This is a genomic window from Geobacillus sp. TFV-3 (assembly GCF_009901865.1).
Classification (GTDB): Bacteria; Bacillota; Bacilli; order Bacillales; family Anoxybacillaceae; genus Geobacillus; species Geobacillus thermoleovorans_A.
The window spans coordinates 2,348,474-2,363,942 of sequence record NZ_MPSP01000001.1 but is presented as its reverse complement, the minus strand read 5'-3'; the positions used below and the strand labels follow the sequence as shown (position 1 = coordinate 2,363,942).

The 15,469-nt window shown below is 54.0% G+C and carries 13 protein-coding genes; all 13 read left to right on the top strand.

Going from position 1 to position 15,469, the window contains the following annotated elements; translation table 11 throughout:
- Nucleotides 1-6 precede the first annotated feature (6 nt).
- The 13 genes from bshC (at nt 7) to BJQ97_RS11810 (ending at nt 15,361) form a co-directional block, all read left to right on the top strand.
- Nucleotides 7-1,635 carry a bacillithiol biosynthesis cysteine-adding enzyme BshC gene (gene bshC / locus BJQ97_RS11865; protein WP_160156730.1) on the top strand — a complete coding sequence of 543 codons (1,629 nt, stop codon included), beginning with the start codon at nt 7-9 and terminating at the stop codon, nt 1,633-1,635.
- 277 nt (nt 1,636-1,912) lie between these two features.
- Entirely contained in the window at nt 1,913-2,845 is a 933-nt protein-coding gene (rsmH, locus tag BJQ97_RS11860; protein ID WP_160156729.1) for a 16S rRNA (cytosine(1402)-N(4))-methyltransferase RsmH, read from the top strand.
- A gap of 71 nt (nt 2,846-2,916) precedes the next feature.
- A complete protein-coding gene (gene ftsL, locus BJQ97_RS11855; protein WP_160156728.1) occupies nt 2,917-3,273 on the top strand; it encodes a cell division protein FtsL in 357 nt (118 codons plus the stop codon).
- A gap of 6 nt (nt 3,274-3,279) precedes the next feature.
- Nucleotides 3,280-5,490 (top strand): penicillin-binding protein, encoded by a 2,211-nt coding sequence (locus BJQ97_RS11850; protein ID WP_160156727.1) that lies wholly within the window; start codon nt 3,280-3,282, stop codon nt 5,488-5,490.
- 71 nt (nt 5,491-5,561) lie between these two features.
- Nucleotides 5,562-7,496: a stage V sporulation protein D gene (locus tag BJQ97_RS11845; protein ID WP_160156726.1), complete on the top strand. Its 1,935-nt coding sequence runs from the start codon at nt 5,562-5,564 to the stop codon at nt 7,494-7,496.
- A 112-nt stretch (nt 7,497-7,608) separates the two neighbouring features.
- Nucleotides 7,609-9,078 carry a UDP-N-acetylmuramoyl-L-alanyl-D-glutamate--2,6-diaminopimelate ligase gene (locus tag BJQ97_RS17430; protein WP_201451693.1) on the top strand — a complete coding sequence of 490 codons (1,470 nt, stop codon included), beginning with the start codon at nt 7,609-7,611 and terminating at the stop codon, nt 9,076-9,078.
- 6 nt (nt 9,079-9,084) lie between these two features.
- Entirely contained in the window at nt 9,085-10,059 is a 975-nt protein-coding gene (gene mraY / locus BJQ97_RS17425) for a phospho-N-acetylmuramoyl-pentapeptide-transferase (protein ID WP_201451692.1), read from the top strand.
- Entirely contained in the window at nt 10,060-11,415 is a 1,356-nt protein-coding gene (murD, locus tag BJQ97_RS11835; RefSeq protein WP_160156725.1) for a UDP-N-acetylmuramoyl-L-alanine--D-glutamate ligase, read from the top strand.
- 53 nt (nt 11,416-11,468) lie between these two features.
- Nucleotides 11,469-12,569: a stage V sporulation protein E gene (gene spoVE, locus BJQ97_RS11830; protein ID WP_160156724.1), complete on the top strand. Its 1,101-nt coding sequence runs from the start codon at nt 11,469-11,471 to the stop codon at nt 12,567-12,569.
- Between the two features lie 212 nt (nt 12,570-12,781).
- Entirely contained in the window at nt 12,782-13,567 is a 786-nt protein-coding gene (divIB, locus tag BJQ97_RS11825) for a cell division protein DivIB (protein ID WP_201451691.1), read from the top strand.
- Nucleotides 13,548-14,252, top strand: coding sequence for a DUF881 domain-containing protein (locus BJQ97_RS11820; RefSeq protein WP_160156722.1), 705 nt, complete (start codon nt 13,548-13,550; stop codon nt 14,250-14,252). The genes divIB and BJQ97_RS11820 overlap by 20 nt, the downstream gene beginning before the upstream one ends.
- 28 nt (nt 14,253-14,280) lie before the next feature.
- The gene (locus BJQ97_RS11815; protein ID WP_160156721.1) at nt 14,281-14,997 is read left to right on the top strand and encodes a DUF881 domain-containing protein; all 717 of its coding nucleotides are present in this window, start codon (nt 14,281-14,283) and stop codon (nt 14,995-14,997) included.
- Between the two features lies 1 nt (nt 14,998).
- Entirely contained in the window at nt 14,999-15,361 is a 363-nt protein-coding gene (locus BJQ97_RS11810) for a small basic family protein (protein WP_044731807.1), read from the top strand.
- Nucleotides 15,362-15,469: the final 108 nt, after the last annotated feature.

The window sequence follows — 15,469 nt, the reverse complement described above, 5'->3', positions numbered from 1 at the left end:
TTAGCCATGGAAGTTCGCGAAATTCCGTTGCCAGCGGCGACGAAATTGGCGGCTGATTACATAACCGGCGCGTTTCCAGCAGAGAGCGGCTTCGCTTATGCCCAGGCGGACGATGAAGCGTTTTGTCGGCGGTTGGCCTATTTGCAAGGAAGAACCTATGACCGAGAAGGGCTTGCCGACTATTTGCACGCTTATCACCGGCGCTTCTCGGCGAGCGCGGCTACGATGGCAAACATTGAGAAACTGCGCGACGAGCGAAGCATCGTCATGGTCGGCGGCCAGCAAGCCGGACTGTTGACCGGGCCGCTGTATACGATTTATAAGATCATCACCATCATCCAGTTTGCCAAAGAGCAGGAACGGAAACTGGGCGTGCCGGTCGTGCCGCTGTTTTGGATCGCCGGCGAAGACCATGACATCGCAGAAATCGATCATGTCTATGTCGTTGAGGAAGGAGAAGTAAAAAAAGCAGCGTACCCACACAAAACGAACGAAAAACGGATGGCGGCCGATGTGCCGCTCGACCGGATGGCTGCGAAAGAGTGGATCGAGCGCGTCGTCAAAACATATGGGGAAACGGACGTGACGAATGAGCTGCTCTCCTTTTTGTCATCGTGTCTTGATGAGGCGCGCACGTTTGTCGACTTTTTTGCTGCCATTGTGCTCCGGTTGTTCGCTGATCACGGTTTAGTTGTTTTGAACGCTGGCGATGCGGCGGTGCGGCCGCTTGAGCGCCGCTTTTTCGCCGCGCTCATTGAACGCCATCGCGATGTGACGGCCGCGGTGCTCGCTCAGCAAGAGGCGTTGCGCGCGCTCGGATATGCGCCGCTGATTGAAATCGGTCGTGACGCGGCCAACTTGTTTTATTACGATGGCCGTGAACGTTCGCTTTTGCAGTATGACGAGGAGCGCGGCCTGTTTCACAATAAAGCGGGAACTCTCGTTTGGACAAGAGAAGAGTTGCTTGAGCTTGCCGAAACGAATCCGGCCTGTTTCAGCAACAATGTCGTCACCCGTCCGCTCATGCAAGAGTATTTGCTGCCGACGCTCGCTTTCGTTGCCGGACCGGGGGAGATCGCTTATTGGGCGGAGTTGAAAGGAGCGTTTCCGCTGTTCGGATTGGAAATGCCGCCGGTCGTGCCGCGTCTGCAGGCAACGATCGTCAGCCGTTCGCTGCAAACCGACCTGTCGGATATGGGACTTGAGGTGGCTGATGTATTGTCCGGGCGGCTCGATGAAGCAAAGCGGGAGTGGCGGGAGGCGACTGCTCAAGCGCCGCTTGCTTCGGCGTTTGCCAAAGCGAAGGCGGACATTGACGCGGCGCACCAGCCGCTTCGTGAGCTTGGGGTGGCGATTGACCGCGGATTGGAGGGATTGGTGGCGAAAAATGCCGCCATCATTCAGGCGCAAATCGAGTTTCTTCAGCACGCGCTCGAGCGGGCGCTGTTGCGCAAACATGAGACGGAGTGGCGGAAATTTTGGCGCATCGAGACGTCGCTTCGGCCGAACGGTGTGCTCCAGGAGCGGGTTTGGAACGTGTTTTATTACATCAATCGCTACGGATTTGATTTTGTAGAAAAACTTTTGACCATTCGCAGTGCTGGCAATGGAATGCATAAAATTGTATATATGTGAGGCTTTTTCAAAGAAAAAGTCGAAAAGAAATATCCTGCTTTGAGCAGGATTTTCTTTTTTGTGAAATGAATTGTAAAAAACAACATTCCTTAAATGGGAATAAAAGTAAAGGGAGGGAGCCGCCAGGATGGCCGTGATTGGCGCGTCCGACAAAAAGAAACAAAAAAGGACGTTTTTTTACAAAAAAAGCTAAAATTTTGTCCATCTTTGCGATATAATAAGGAGGCGGCCACTGGTCGATGTGAGTGTGGCTTTACGCAACGAAGGTGGTGGACATGTGTTTCAACATACAACAGTGTTGCTGAAAGAGGCAGTCGATGGACTGAACATCCGCCCTGATGGCATTTACGTCGATTGTACGCTGGGCGGCGGCGGCCATAGCGAATATTTGCTCTCCCGTTTGTCGGAACATGGGAAGCTGTTTGCCTTTGACCAAGATGAAGCCGCCATCATGCATGCGCGCGAACGGCTCGCCCGCTATGGCCAGCAAGTGCAGTTTGTGCACCGGAACTTCCGGTTTTTGCACGAGGAGCTTTCCGCGCTTGGCGTCAAGTCCGTTGACGGCGTCTTGTTTGACTTGGGCGTTTCTTCGCCGCAGCTCGATGAACCCGAGCGCGGTTTCAGCTATCAGCACGATGCGCCGCTTGATATGCGGATGGATCGGAAGCAGCGGCTGACGGCGGCGGAGATTGTCAACTGCTGGCCATACGAGGAGCTCGTCCGCATCTTTTTCCGTTACGGCGAAGAGAAGTTTTCCAAGCAAGTGGCGCGCAAAATCGAGGAGGTGCGCCGCACGAGGCCGATCGAAACGACCGGGGAGCTCGTTGATGTGATCAAGGAGGCGATTCCCGCCCCGGCGCGCCGCAGCGGCGGACACCCGGCCAAGCGCATTTTTCAGGCGCTCCGCATCGCGGTCAACGACGAACTTGAGGCGTTTCGCGAGGCGCTCGAGCAGTCGATCCAACTGCTTGCCTCCGGCGGCCGGGTGAGCGTCATTACGTTTCATTCGCTTGAAGACCGCATTTGCAAAGAAACGTTTAAAAAGGCGAGCGAAAGTCCGTCATTGCCCCCGGGGCTTCCGGTTCTCCCCGACGATTATCGCCCCGTGCTGAAAATCATTACAAAAAAACCGATCGTTCCTTCCGCGGAAGAGCTCGAACGAAATCATCGCGCCCGTTCGGCGAAACTCCGCATTGCCGAAAAGCTGTAGATGACGAAAATAGCGGGGAAATACAACCAATTTCCAAAAACGAATGCATGGAGAAACAGGAGGGGAAAAATGTGAGCGATGCAGCAGTCAAAGTCGCGCGAGAACAACGACATCCGGCGGCACCGCCAAGCCCGAAGACGCGGCGGAAGCAGCGCTTTCGCCTGTCGTTGGCTGAAAAGATGCTGTTTGTGTTGTTTTTCTTGTTTGTCTTCTATGCGGCGGTTCATATCGTCTCGAACCAAGTGCGCATTTACGAATTGAACAAAGGGGTGCAAAAGCTCGAGGCGTCGATTGACGAGCAGAAAAAGGAGAACAATGACCTATATGTCGAGGTGCAACGGCTGAGCGCGTACGAGCGCATTTTGCAAAAGGCGAAAGAGCTCGGTTTGTCGCTCAACGAAAACCATGTGAAAGTTGTGCAGGAATGATCGGGGATGGAGGCAAGAAAGCATCGCAACACCCATCAAGGAGCGTTCATCCTGTTTTGCCTGTTCGGCTTCCTCTTTTCTCTGTTGTTCGCCCGCTTTGTGCAGCTTGAATGGACCGGCAAAGCGAACGGCCAAACGCTGGCTGTGATCGCGGAGCGGCAGCATCAACAAACGCGGACGATCAAAGCGAAGCGCGGAACGATTTTCGACCGCAACGGCGCCATTTTGGCTGAAGATGTACCGTCGTATACGGTTGTGGCCATTTTGGATCCGAAGATGACCACCGATCCAGATCATCCGCGCCATGTGGTCGATCCGAAAAAAACAGCGGAACAACTCGCCCCGCTGCTTGGCATGGACGTCGAGGCGATGGAACGCATTTTGACCAAAAAAGCGAAGCAAGTGGAGTTTGGGGCCTACGGCCGCAACATCAGTTTTGAGCTGAAGCGAAAAATCGAAGCGCTCCATTTGCCAGGCATTGCTTTCATCCGTGACACGAGCCGGTTTTATCCGAACGGCATGTTTGCGTCGCATGTCATCGGCTATGCGCAAAAAAATGCAGCCAACGAAACGGTCGGCAAAATGGGAGTGGAAAAAGAGCTTGACCGGTATTTGCGTGAAGAAGACGGCTATGTGTCGTTTGCCGGCGACGTGAACGGCTTTCGCCTCCCTGGGGGGAAAGAGCGCATTGTCAAGCCGGACAATGGGGCAAACGTCTATTTGACGATCGACGGAAAGATTCAATCGTTTTTGGAAGATGCGATGAACAGTGTCGAGAAGCAATACAAGCCGAAAAAAATGATCGCCATCGTCGCTGATCCAAAAACAGGGAAAATTTTGGCGATGGCGACGCGTCCGAGCTTCGACCCAAACAAGCGTGATATTACGAATTTTTTAAATGACGCCATTTCCTATCCGTATGAGCCGGGATCGACGATGAAAGTGTTCACACTCGCGGCGGCCATCAACGAAGGAGTGTATAATGGCAACGAAACGTATCGCTCCGGTTCCTACAAAGTGGGGCCGAACACGATCCGCGACCATAACGATGTTGGTTGGGGGACGATCACGTTTAATGAAGGGGTGCAGCGCTCTTCAAACGTCGCCTTTTCGATTTTAGTGAAAGAAAAACTTGGCGAAGATCGGTTTTTGCAATATTTGCACCGTTTCCATTTTGACCGGAAAACGGGCATCGATTTGCCGAATGAGGCGGTCGGGCAAATCCGCTATCGCTACCCGATCGAACGAATTACGACCGGATTCGGCCAAGGGACATCGGTGACGCCGATCCAGCAAATCCAAGCGGCGACGGCGATCGCCAACGATGGGAAAATGATGAAGCCGTATGTCATCGAGAAAGTCGTCGACCCAGACAGCGGCAAAGTCGTGCTCGATCATGGGCCGACCGTGGCCGGCGAGCCAATTACGGCGGAAACCGCGCGCAAAGTGCGCGCCATTTTAGAGACGGTCGTCACGTCCGAACACGGCACCGGCCGTCCGTACCAAATCAACGGCTACCGCGTCGCCGGCAAAACGGGGACGGCGCAAATTCCGTCGGCTTCCGGGGGCTATTTGACCGGACGGGAAAACTACATTTTTTCGTTTTTAGGCATGGCGCCGACGGATGATCCGAAGCTTCTCATGTATGTGGCTGTCCAACAGCCGCACCTTGATGTGACCGAAACCGGAGCGGCGCCGGTGTCGCAAATTTTTACGACGGTGATGAAAAGCAGTTTGCAATATTTGCATATTGAACCGAACGGGGAAAAACGAATGAAAGCAAAAACTTCAGAACCGCAGGCGCTTGATTCATGGATCGGCCAGCCGGCGGCTTCGGCAGCAGAGCAGCTGAAGGAAAAGGGATATGTGCCGGTTGTGATCGGCCGCGGCAAATATGTGGAGCAGCAGCTTCCGCAAGGCGGCGATCACGTTCTTTTGGGCGAACGGGTCGTGTTGAAAACGGACGGGGCGGCAACGATGCCGGATTTGCGCGGCTTCTCGCTGCGCGACGCTATGAAAGTGGCCAGCGTTCTTGGCCTGCGTCCGAGCACGAAAGGGACCGGCTATGTCGTCAGCCAAAACATTCGTCCAGGAGCGGAGGTGCGCAAAGGCGATTATTTAATCGTTGAATTGGCTCCGCCGCGCCAATGGGAGAAAGCGGCGGCGGAGAAGGAGAAAGAGGCGGCCGAGCGGAAAGAAGCCGAGCCGCGCGAATGATGTTTGCCGTTCTATAACGGGGCGTACAAGCATATAGTGGAACGAGCCCACCATGAAGGAGGTTCCGCCATATGCGCGTATCGTACGTTACCGTGCGCAAGCGGCTGACGATCGTGTTTTTGATCGGGATTTTGATCTTTGCTATTATTGATCTCCGTCTCGGCTACGTCCAATTTTGGCTCGGCGATCTATTAGCGGAACGGGCGAAAGGGCTATGGGGCCGGAACATTCCGTTTGAGCCGAAGCGAGGCGAAATTTTGGACCGCAACGGCGTCCCGCTGGCGACGAACATGAGCGCGCCGACGGTGTATGTCATTCCGCGGCAAGTCAAAAACCCGGCAGAGTCGGCGAAAAAGCTGGCCGGGGTGTTGGGCGGTTCGGTCGAATCCATCTATAAACAAATCACGCAAAAAACGTCGATCGTCCGCCTGAAAGAAGGGCGGAAAATTTCCGATGAAAAAGCGGCGAATGTGCGCTCCCTCGACTTGGATGGGGTGTATATCGCTGAAGATACGAAGCGCTACTATCCGTTTGGCGACTATTTGTCGCACGTGCTCGGCTTCACCGGCATTGACAACCAAGGGCTCACCGGGTTGGAGCTGTATTATGACAGGGAACTGAGGGGTGAGCGCGGCTCCGTGCAGTTTTATTCCGATGCGAAAGGGCGGCGCATGCCCGATATAGCTGATGACTATACGCCTCCGACTGACGGCTTGAATTTGGTGTTGACGATCGATTCGCGCATTCAGACAATCATTGAGCGCGAACTTGACATCGCGGAGGCGAAATACAATCCGGACGGCATCATCGCCATCGCCATGGACCCGAACACCGGTGAAATTTTGGCGATGGCGAGCCGGCCGACGTTCAATCCAGCGGATTACCGGAGCGTTCCTCCGGAAATTTACAACCGCAACTTGCCGATTTGGAGCACATACGAACCGGGATCGACGTTTAAAATCATTACGCTGGCCGCGGCGCTTGAGGAACATAAGGTGAATTTGCTGAAAGACCATTTCTTTGACCCGGGCTACGCCAAAGTAGCCGGCGCTACGCTTCGCTGCTGGAAAAAAGGCGGCCACGGCGATCAGACGTTTTTGGAAGTCGTGCAAAACTCGTGCAACCCGGGGTTTGTCGAGCTTGGCGAGCGGCTTGGAAAGGAGACGTTGTTTCGCTACATTAAGCAATTCGGTTTTGGTGAGAAAACGGGCATCGACTTGCAAGGCGAAGGAACAGGCATTTTGTTTGATTTGAAACGGGTCGGGCCAGTGGAACTGGCAACGACGGCGTTTGGCCAAGGAGTGTCGGTGACGCCGATCCAGCAAGTCGCTGCCGTGTCGGCGGCAATTAATGGCGGCATTTTGTACACTCCGTACATTGCTAAGCAGTGGGTCGACCCGGAAACAGGAGAGATCGTCCGCCGTAACACGCCAAAAGCGAAACGACGCGTCATTTCCGAGGAAACATCGAAACAAGTCCGCTACGCACTTGAGAGCGTCGTCGCTCAAGGAACAGGGAAAAAGGCGTATGTCGAAGGGTACCGCGTCGGTGGAAAAACGGGAACGGCGCAAAAGGCGCAAGGCGGCCGCTATTTGCAAAACAACCATATCGTTTCGTTCATCGGCTTCGCTCCGGCGGATGACCCGAAGCTTGTCGTGTACGTCGCCGTCGACAACCCGAAAGGAACGGTTCAGTTCGGCGGCACGGTCGCTGCGCCGATTGTTGGGAAAATTATGGAAGATAGTTTGCGGATTATGGGCGTGAAACCGCGCCAAGACCAGCTTGCGAAAGAACGTGACTGGAATGAGCCGAAAGTGATTGAGGTGCCGAACTTGATTGGATTGACAAAAAATGATTTGCAAGAACAGCTTTTTGACTTAAAATTAGATGTTAGTGGCGAGGGAGATATTGTTGTTGAACAATCCCCGAAGCCAGGGGCGAAAGTGAAAGAAGGTTCAACGGTCCGCATTTATTTGGGGAAACGCGAAGCGGCGGAAGAACGGTAAGACGAGCGTGCAAGGGGCGACCGATGCGATGACACATCGGGTTGGTTGTGCCCCTTTTTCCGCTGTCTGCCTAACGGAGCGGATGATTTCGAAGCGAAAGGGATGAACGAACATGAAACTGTTGACGCTGCTGTCACACTTGCCCGGTTTTTGGGTGCACGATGGAGACAACCCTGATATCGCGGCGCTCGAAATGGACTCGCGCCGCGTTGTCCCCGGTTCTCTCTTTTTTTGCCTTAAAGGGCTTACAGTAGACGGACACGACTTTGCCGAGGAAGCGGTGGCGCGCGGGGCGGCGGCAGTCGTGGCCGAGCGTCCGCTTTCCGTCGATGTTCCGGTCGTTCTCGTGCCGGACAGCCGGCGGGCGATGGCGATTTTAGCGGACGCGTTTTACGGGCGGCCGACCCACCGCCTTCATTTAATCGGAGTGACAGGTACAAACGGCAAGACAACGACAACGTCGATCATGGAACAAATCGCGAGAAAAGCCGGCAAGAAAACAGGGCTCATTGGCACGGTTCACATCAAGATCGGCGACCGTTCCTATCCGGCGGCCAATACGACGCCGGAGTCGCTCATTTTGCAGCGCACGTTTAAACAGATGATTGACGAAGGAGTGGAGTTTGTCGCCATGGAAGTGTCGTCGCACGCGCTGCACCAAGGGCGGGTGCATGGCTGTGATTACGATGTGGCCGTCTTTACGAACTTAACGCAAGACCATTTGGATTATCACGGGACAATGGAGGAATACCGGAACGCCAAAGGGCTTTTGTTTGCCCAGCTCGGAAACCGCTACGACGAACAGCGGCCGAAATTTGCCGTTCTCAATCATGACGATCCAGTTTCGCAGTATTATAAACATATGACGGCCGCACCGATCGTCACATACGGGATGAGGGAAAAAAGCGATGTGATGGCGGAACAGATCCGCATGACCGCAGGCGGCATGGCGTTTCGGCTTTGCACGCCGCACGGGTCGGCGGCGGTCGAAACGAAACTTGTCGGCTCGTTCAATGTCTATAACATTCTCGCCGCTGCCGCTGCCTGCCTTGCCTCTGGCTTTTCGCTTGAAACGATCGCCGCGGCGCTTGCGGATGTCGAGCCGGTGCCGGGGCGGTTTGAAACGGTCGATGAAGGGCAAAACTTTACGATCATCGTCGATTACGCCCACACGCCGGACAGTTTAGAAAACGCCTTAAAAACGGTGCGCCAAATGTCGAAGCGAAACGTGTATGTCGTCATCGGCTGCGGCGGCGACCGCGACCGGTCGAAACGGCCGCTCATGGCGCAGGTGGCGGTGCGGTATGCAGATGTCGCTATTTTTACCTCCGACAATCCGCGTTCGGAAGACCCGAAGCAAATTTTGCGCGACATGGAAGCGGGAGTAAGCGCTGAGATCGGAAAGCATGTGACGATTCCTGACCGTGAAGAGGCGATCCGCTACGCCATTGGCCAGGCGCAGGAAGGCGATGTTGTGTTGATTGCTGGCAAAGGGCATGAAACGTATCAAATCATTGGCAATGATGTGATTGAGTTTGACGATCGCGCTGTTGCCCGAGCGGCAGTGAAGGAGAGAGGATGACGATGTATGCCAGAACAAGTGATCGTGATTGCGATGGTGGTTTCTTTTTTGATCACCGTCATGTTGTCGCCGCTGTTCATCCCGTTTTTGCGGCGGTTGAAATTCGGACAAAGCATCCGCGAGGAAGGGCCGAAGTCGCATCAAAAAAAATCAGGCACGCCAACGATGGGCGGCATCATGATTTTGTTGGCGATTGTGGCGACCACCCTATGGATCACGCCGAAAATCGCCGACTTGTCGACGAGGACGTATTTGCTGTTGTTGGTCACCGTCGGCTATGGGGTGCTCGGCTTCCTCGACGATATGATCAAAGTCGTGATGAAGCGAAATCTTGGCTTGACGAGCCGGCAAAAATTTATCGGCCAGCTCCTTATCGCAGCCATCTTTTTTGTCGTCTACCGCCAAAGCGGCTTTTCGACCATTTTACATATTCCTGGCGTCGATTGGTCGGTCGACCTCGGATGGGCGTACGGCGTTCTCTTGTTGTTCATGCTTGTCGGCGGCTCGAATGCCGTCAACTTGACCGATGGGCTTGACGGGCTGCTTGCCGGAACAGCGGCGATCGCCTTTGGCGCTTATGCCGTCTTGGCTTGGAATCAAGGCCAGTACGATGTCGCTGTATTTTGCATCGCTGTTGTTGGCGCCGTGCTTGGCTTTTTAGTGTTTAACGCCCACCCGGCGAAAGTGTTTATGGGCGACACCGGCTCGCTCGCACTTGGCGGGGCGATCGCCGCTGTTGCTGTCCTGACGAAGCTTGAGCTGTTGCTTGTCATCATCGGCGGTGTGTTTGTCATCGAGACGCTGTCGGTCATCATTCAAGTGGCTTCGTTCAAAACGACGGGACGGCGCGTGTTCCGCATGAGTCCGCTTCATCATCACTATGAGCTTGTCGGCTGGTCAGAATGGCGGATCGTTGTGACGTTTTGGGCCGTCGGCCTTTTATTTGCGATGCTAGCAATTTATATCGAGGTGTGGATGTAATTGAAACCGACTCGTTTTTATCAACATCGTCGTGTGCTTGTCATTGGATTGGCGAAAAGCGGAGCGGCGGCAGCTCGGCTTCTTGCGGAGTTAGGCGCTGAGGTCGTCGTCAATGATCAAAAGCCGCTTTCGGAAAACATGGAGGCCAAGCAGCTTGAACCGCTCGGCATTCGCGTCGTTTGCGGCGGTCATCCGCTCGAACTGCTTGATGAGCCGTTTGACTTTGTCGTGAAAAACCCGGGCATTCCGTACACGAATCCGATGGTGAAAAAGGCGCTCGAGAAGGGGCTTCCGGTTGTGACCGAAGTGGAACTTGCTTATCACATTTCCGAAGGGTCGTTTATCGGCATCACCGGGTCCAACGGAAAAACGACGACGACGACGCTTATTTATGAAATGTTAAAAGCGGATGGCCAAGATCCGCTGCTGGCCGGCAACATCGGCCTTGTTGCCTGCGAGGTGGCGAGGGAAGCGAAACCGGGGCAATGGCTTGTTACGGAACTGTCTTCGTTCCAACTTGCCGGCATTGACAAGTTTCGCCCAGCCATTGCGGTTTTGCTCAACATTTTCGACGCCCACTTGGACTACCACGGAACGAAAGAGGCGTATGCAGCGGCAAAGGCGAACATTTTCCGCAACCAAATGGAGCGCGATTATGCCGTCGTCAATGCCGACGATCCGCTCGTGATGAACATTGCTTCCTCGGTTCGATCGCAAAAAGTGCTGTTTTCGGCGACGAAGCTTCTCGGCGAAGGGGCGTACATTCAAGATGGCGCCATCTATTGGAACAGTGATCCAGTTATCGCAATCGCTGACATCGTTCTTCCTGGACAGCACAATTTGGAAAACATTTTAGCGGCAGTGGCGGCCGCCAAGTTGGCCGGTGCCAGCGATGAGGCGATCCGCCAGGTGCTGGCGGCGTTTTCCGGCGTGAAACATCGGCTTCAATATGTGGCGGAAATTGACGGCCGGCGGTTTTACAACGATTCGAAAGCAACAAACATCTTAGCGACGCAAAAGGCGCTTTCAGCGTTTGCGGACGAGCCGGTCATTTTGTTGGCCGGCGGGCTTGACCGCGGCAATGAGTTTGATGATCTCCTTCCGTATTTGCAACAGGTGAAGGCGGTCGTACTGTTCGGCCAGACGGCGGATAAAATCGGCCGCATCGCCCAAAAAGCGGGAATAGAAACGATCCGATATGTCGATAATGTGGAAAAAGCCGTCCCGGTTGCTTTCGAGCTTTCCGAGCCGGGCGACGTCATTTTGCTCTCTCCAGCATGCGCCAGCTGGGATCAATACAAAACTTTCGAGGAGAGAGGGGACATTTTTATCAACGCCGTGCATAAGTTGAAATAGAGGGAAAGGGACAGCCCTTCCCCTCTAGTTTATAAAAATAGAGGTGTTGGGCATTGCCGCGGAAAAAGTCTGCGCCGGATTTTTTGCTCATTATTTTGACGTTTTCGCTCTTGGCCATCGGACTTATTATGGTGTACAGCGCGAGCGCCATTTGGGCGGAATACAAATTCAACGATTCGTTTTTCTTCGCCAAGCGCCAGCTGTTGTTTGCGGGCGTCGGCATTATCGCTATGTTTTTTGTCATGAACATCGATTATTGGGTGTGGCGCGACTGGTCGAAAGTGCTGCTTGGCGTCTGTTTTGTGTTGCTCGTTCTTGTGCTCATTCCTGGCATCGGCATGGTTCGCAATGGGTCGCGCAGCTGGATCGGTGTTGGGGCGTTTTCGATCCAGCCGTCCGAGTTTATGAAGCTGGCTATGATCGCTTTTTTGGCCAAATATTTATCGGAAAATCAAAAAAAAATTACGTCGTTTAAACAAGGGTTGTTGCCGGCGTTGGCCCTTGTGTTTGCCGCGTTCGGCATGATTATGCTCCAACCGGACTTAGGGACGGGCGCCGTTATGGTTGGTACGTGCGTGACGATGATTTTCGTCGCCGGCGCCCGTCTCAGCCATTTTGCCGGGCTTGGCGTTTTGGGGCTCGCTGGGCTTGCCGTCCTCATCCTGTCGGCTCCATATCGAATCAAGCGGATTACATCGTTTTTAAACCCATGGGAAGATCCACTTGGAAGCGGATTTCAAATCATCCAGTCGCTGTACGCCATTGGGCCGGGCGGCTTGTTCGGCCTTGGGCTCGGGCAGAGCCGGCAAAAGTTTTTTTACTTGCCGGAGCCGCAAACCGACTTTATTTTCGCCATTTTAGCCGAAGAGCTCGGCTTTATCGGCGGTTCACTCGTTCTCCTGCTCTTTGCCCTTCTTCTTTGGCGCGGCGTGCGCATTGCCCTTGGGGCCCCTGACTTGTACGGAAGTTTTTTGGCGCTTGGCATTATTTCGATGATTGCGATTCAAGTGATGATCAATATCGGCGTTGTGACCGGATTGATGCCTGTTACCGGCATCACGCTCCCATTTTTAAGCTACGGCGGATCGTCGCTGACGTTGATGCTGATGGCCATCGGCGTGTTGCTTAATATCAGCAGGCATGCCCGGTATTAGGCAAGCGGCGGATGTCCGCCTTTTTTTTGGCATCTCTCGAACGCAGCCCATCGTCGAACGGTGCCGGCAAATGCGATAAAAACAGGCTCTCTCTTGCATTCATTTGTGATATAATGAAAATAAGTGCAAAAACAAAGAAACGGCAGCGGATGCCGTTTGTTTTTATACCGGTTGTTTCAGTGCTGGCGTTGAAGAAGAAAGCGGGGAATGCGATGGAAAAGGGAAAAGTCGTCGTCTTGGAGGACCGCGTGCCGAAACTGAAGGAGCGGCGCCGCCAGAAAGCGAACCGCCGGCTCATTGTGTACTTATCTTTCTTTTTTCTATTTATTTTGTGCGTCCTTTACTTCCAGTCGCCGCTCAGCGCGGTAAGGCATGTGGAAGTGAGCGGCAACCGTCATCTCACAGCGGAGCGCATCATCAGCTTAAGCGGCATTACGAAGCGGACAAGCTTTTGGAAAGTGAAGGAGCAAAACGTGGAAGCAAAGCTTACTCGCCATCCAGAAATTAAAGAGGCAATAGTGGAAAAACAGCTGCCGAACACGATCGTCATCCGCGTCCGCGAATGGCGGCGCATCGCTTATGTGTATGACCGGCAAACGTTTTTTCCATTGCTTGAAAATGGGCGGCTGTTAAAGCAGGAAGGGACGAAGACGGCGCCAAGCGATGCACCGGTGCTTGTCGGCTGGAAAGACGGCGACGCCATTGCGGAAATGACGGGTCAGCTCGCCGAACTGTCCGCGTCCGTGCTGGGCGCCATATCGGAAATTCACTACAAGCCGACGAGGGAATATGAAGACCGCGTCATCGTCTACATGAATGACGGTTATGAAGTAAGTGCGACCATTCGGCATTTTGCCGACAAGCTGTCGCATTATCCAGCGATTGCCGCCGCGCTTGACCGAAACGTCAAAGGAGTCATTCATTTGGAAGTCGGCAGCTATTTTGTTCCTTACGCTCCCCCGAAAAAGGAGGATGGCGATGAAACGACAAGCCCGTAGCCGCCTCCTGATGACGTTGATCTGCTTGATCTTCGGCGCCATGCTCGGGTTCTCGTACCAACATGTGAAAAACGAGGCATCCCGTCGGGAATGGAGCGACAGCGAGTGGAAAAAAGATTACGAATATCGCTCGGCGCTTCTTGTTTTGCAAAAAGAAAACCGCTCGCTCAAGCAGCAGCTTGTCAAAAAGCAGGAGGAGCTGGCTGCATGGGAGAAGAAGCTGGCCGAGGAGCAGGAGAACGAGGCCGGATTGGCAAAAGAAGCGGAACAGCTGCGCATGCATGTCGGAAAAGCGAGGGTGAAAGGGAAAGGTGTAGCAGTCACCCTTTCCGATTCCTCTTATATCCCCTCTGAAGCGAGCGCTACCAATTATATCGTTCACGAACAGCACGTATGGAAAGTTGTTCACGAGCTGCTCATTTCCGGCGCCGAAGCGGTCGCGATTAATGGGCAGCGCATTTCCCACCGTTCATACATCGTCTGCAACGGCCCAGTCATTGAGGTCGATGGAACGCAGCATGCCGCTCCGTTTGTCATTTCGGCCATTGGCAATCCGGACGTGCTCATGTCCGCTCTAGAGCTTCCCGGCGGCATCGTCGACGAACTTGTCGAAGACCATATCGACGTAAAAGTGGAAAAGCAAGAAGCGATCGTGTTGGATCCGGTGTTTGCGCCTGAGCCGTAAAACGGGCGGAAAGGGGCGGTGAAGCGAATTGGAACGGAAACATCGATTCTATTTTGCCGGCGTAGCTGTCATATTCGGTGTGATGCTGGCTGTCGGGCTTCGGACGACGCTGCATCCGGAAGGACGCGACACGCGCGACATTTGGGAGCTGCGCGCCGATTTGACAAAAGAGCAGAAGCTTGAACAACGGCTGCTTGAGGAGCTGGAGAGTTATGAGGAAACATTGCGCCGCTACCGTCAGGAACACGAGGCGGGCGGCGCGACAGAGCTTGAAGCGACAGTCGCGAAGCTAAGGGAAGAAGCCGGGCTGACAGAAGTGAGGGGGAGCGGTCTCGTGTTGACGATCGCGCCGCTTTCGGCGGCCGGCTACGTTGGTCCGGCCGTTGCCACCGTATCGCCCGAGCTATTGCAACGGTTAGTGAATGAGTTGAACAAATACGGGGCGAAAGAAATCGCCATCGACGGTGAGCGACTGACGAACTGGACAGCCATTCGCGATGTCAATGGCGCAACGAAAGTCGGGAGCCGTTCAGTGAGGCTGCCAGTCGAAGTGAGAGCAATCGCCGATGATGCGGACAAGCTGTACAGCGGGCTCGCCGTTTCGCCGATCCGCGATGATTTCGCCGTGGAAAACTTGGAGCTGTCAATATCCAAGCCCCAGCCGCTCGTTGTCATTCCGCCCGCGTCTAGCCGCCCTGATGTGAAATACATGGAGACAGAAAACGGCGGCAAGGAGGAGAAATAGCATGTGGCTCCCGCTTCTCGGATTGCTTCTTGGGTTTGCTATCGGCGTTCTCGCTGGCTGGGAAGTTCCCGATGAATATTCCAATTATTTGTCGATTGCCATTTTGGCCGCCTTTGATACATTAATCGGAGGATGGCGCGCCCACCTGCAGCGGACGTACGACGAAACCGTATTTATAACCGGGTTTTTTTTCAACATTGTTCTGGCCGCAACTTTAACTTTTCTTGGGGTGCATCTTGGTGTAGACTTGTATTTAGCGGCTGTGTTCGCCTTCGGCGTCCGCTTGTTTCAAAACATTGCCATCATCCGCCGCCTTTGGCTTGCGGAGTGGGCCAAGCGGCGGCACAATCGCGAAAAAAGTTAGGCAAACGACAGGGAAAGTGTTTTCGCGTGTTGAATTATATGGGGTAAAACAAAATGTTGTTGCGAAACTCGCAAACTAGACATAGACCAATAGATAAGGAAATTTCAG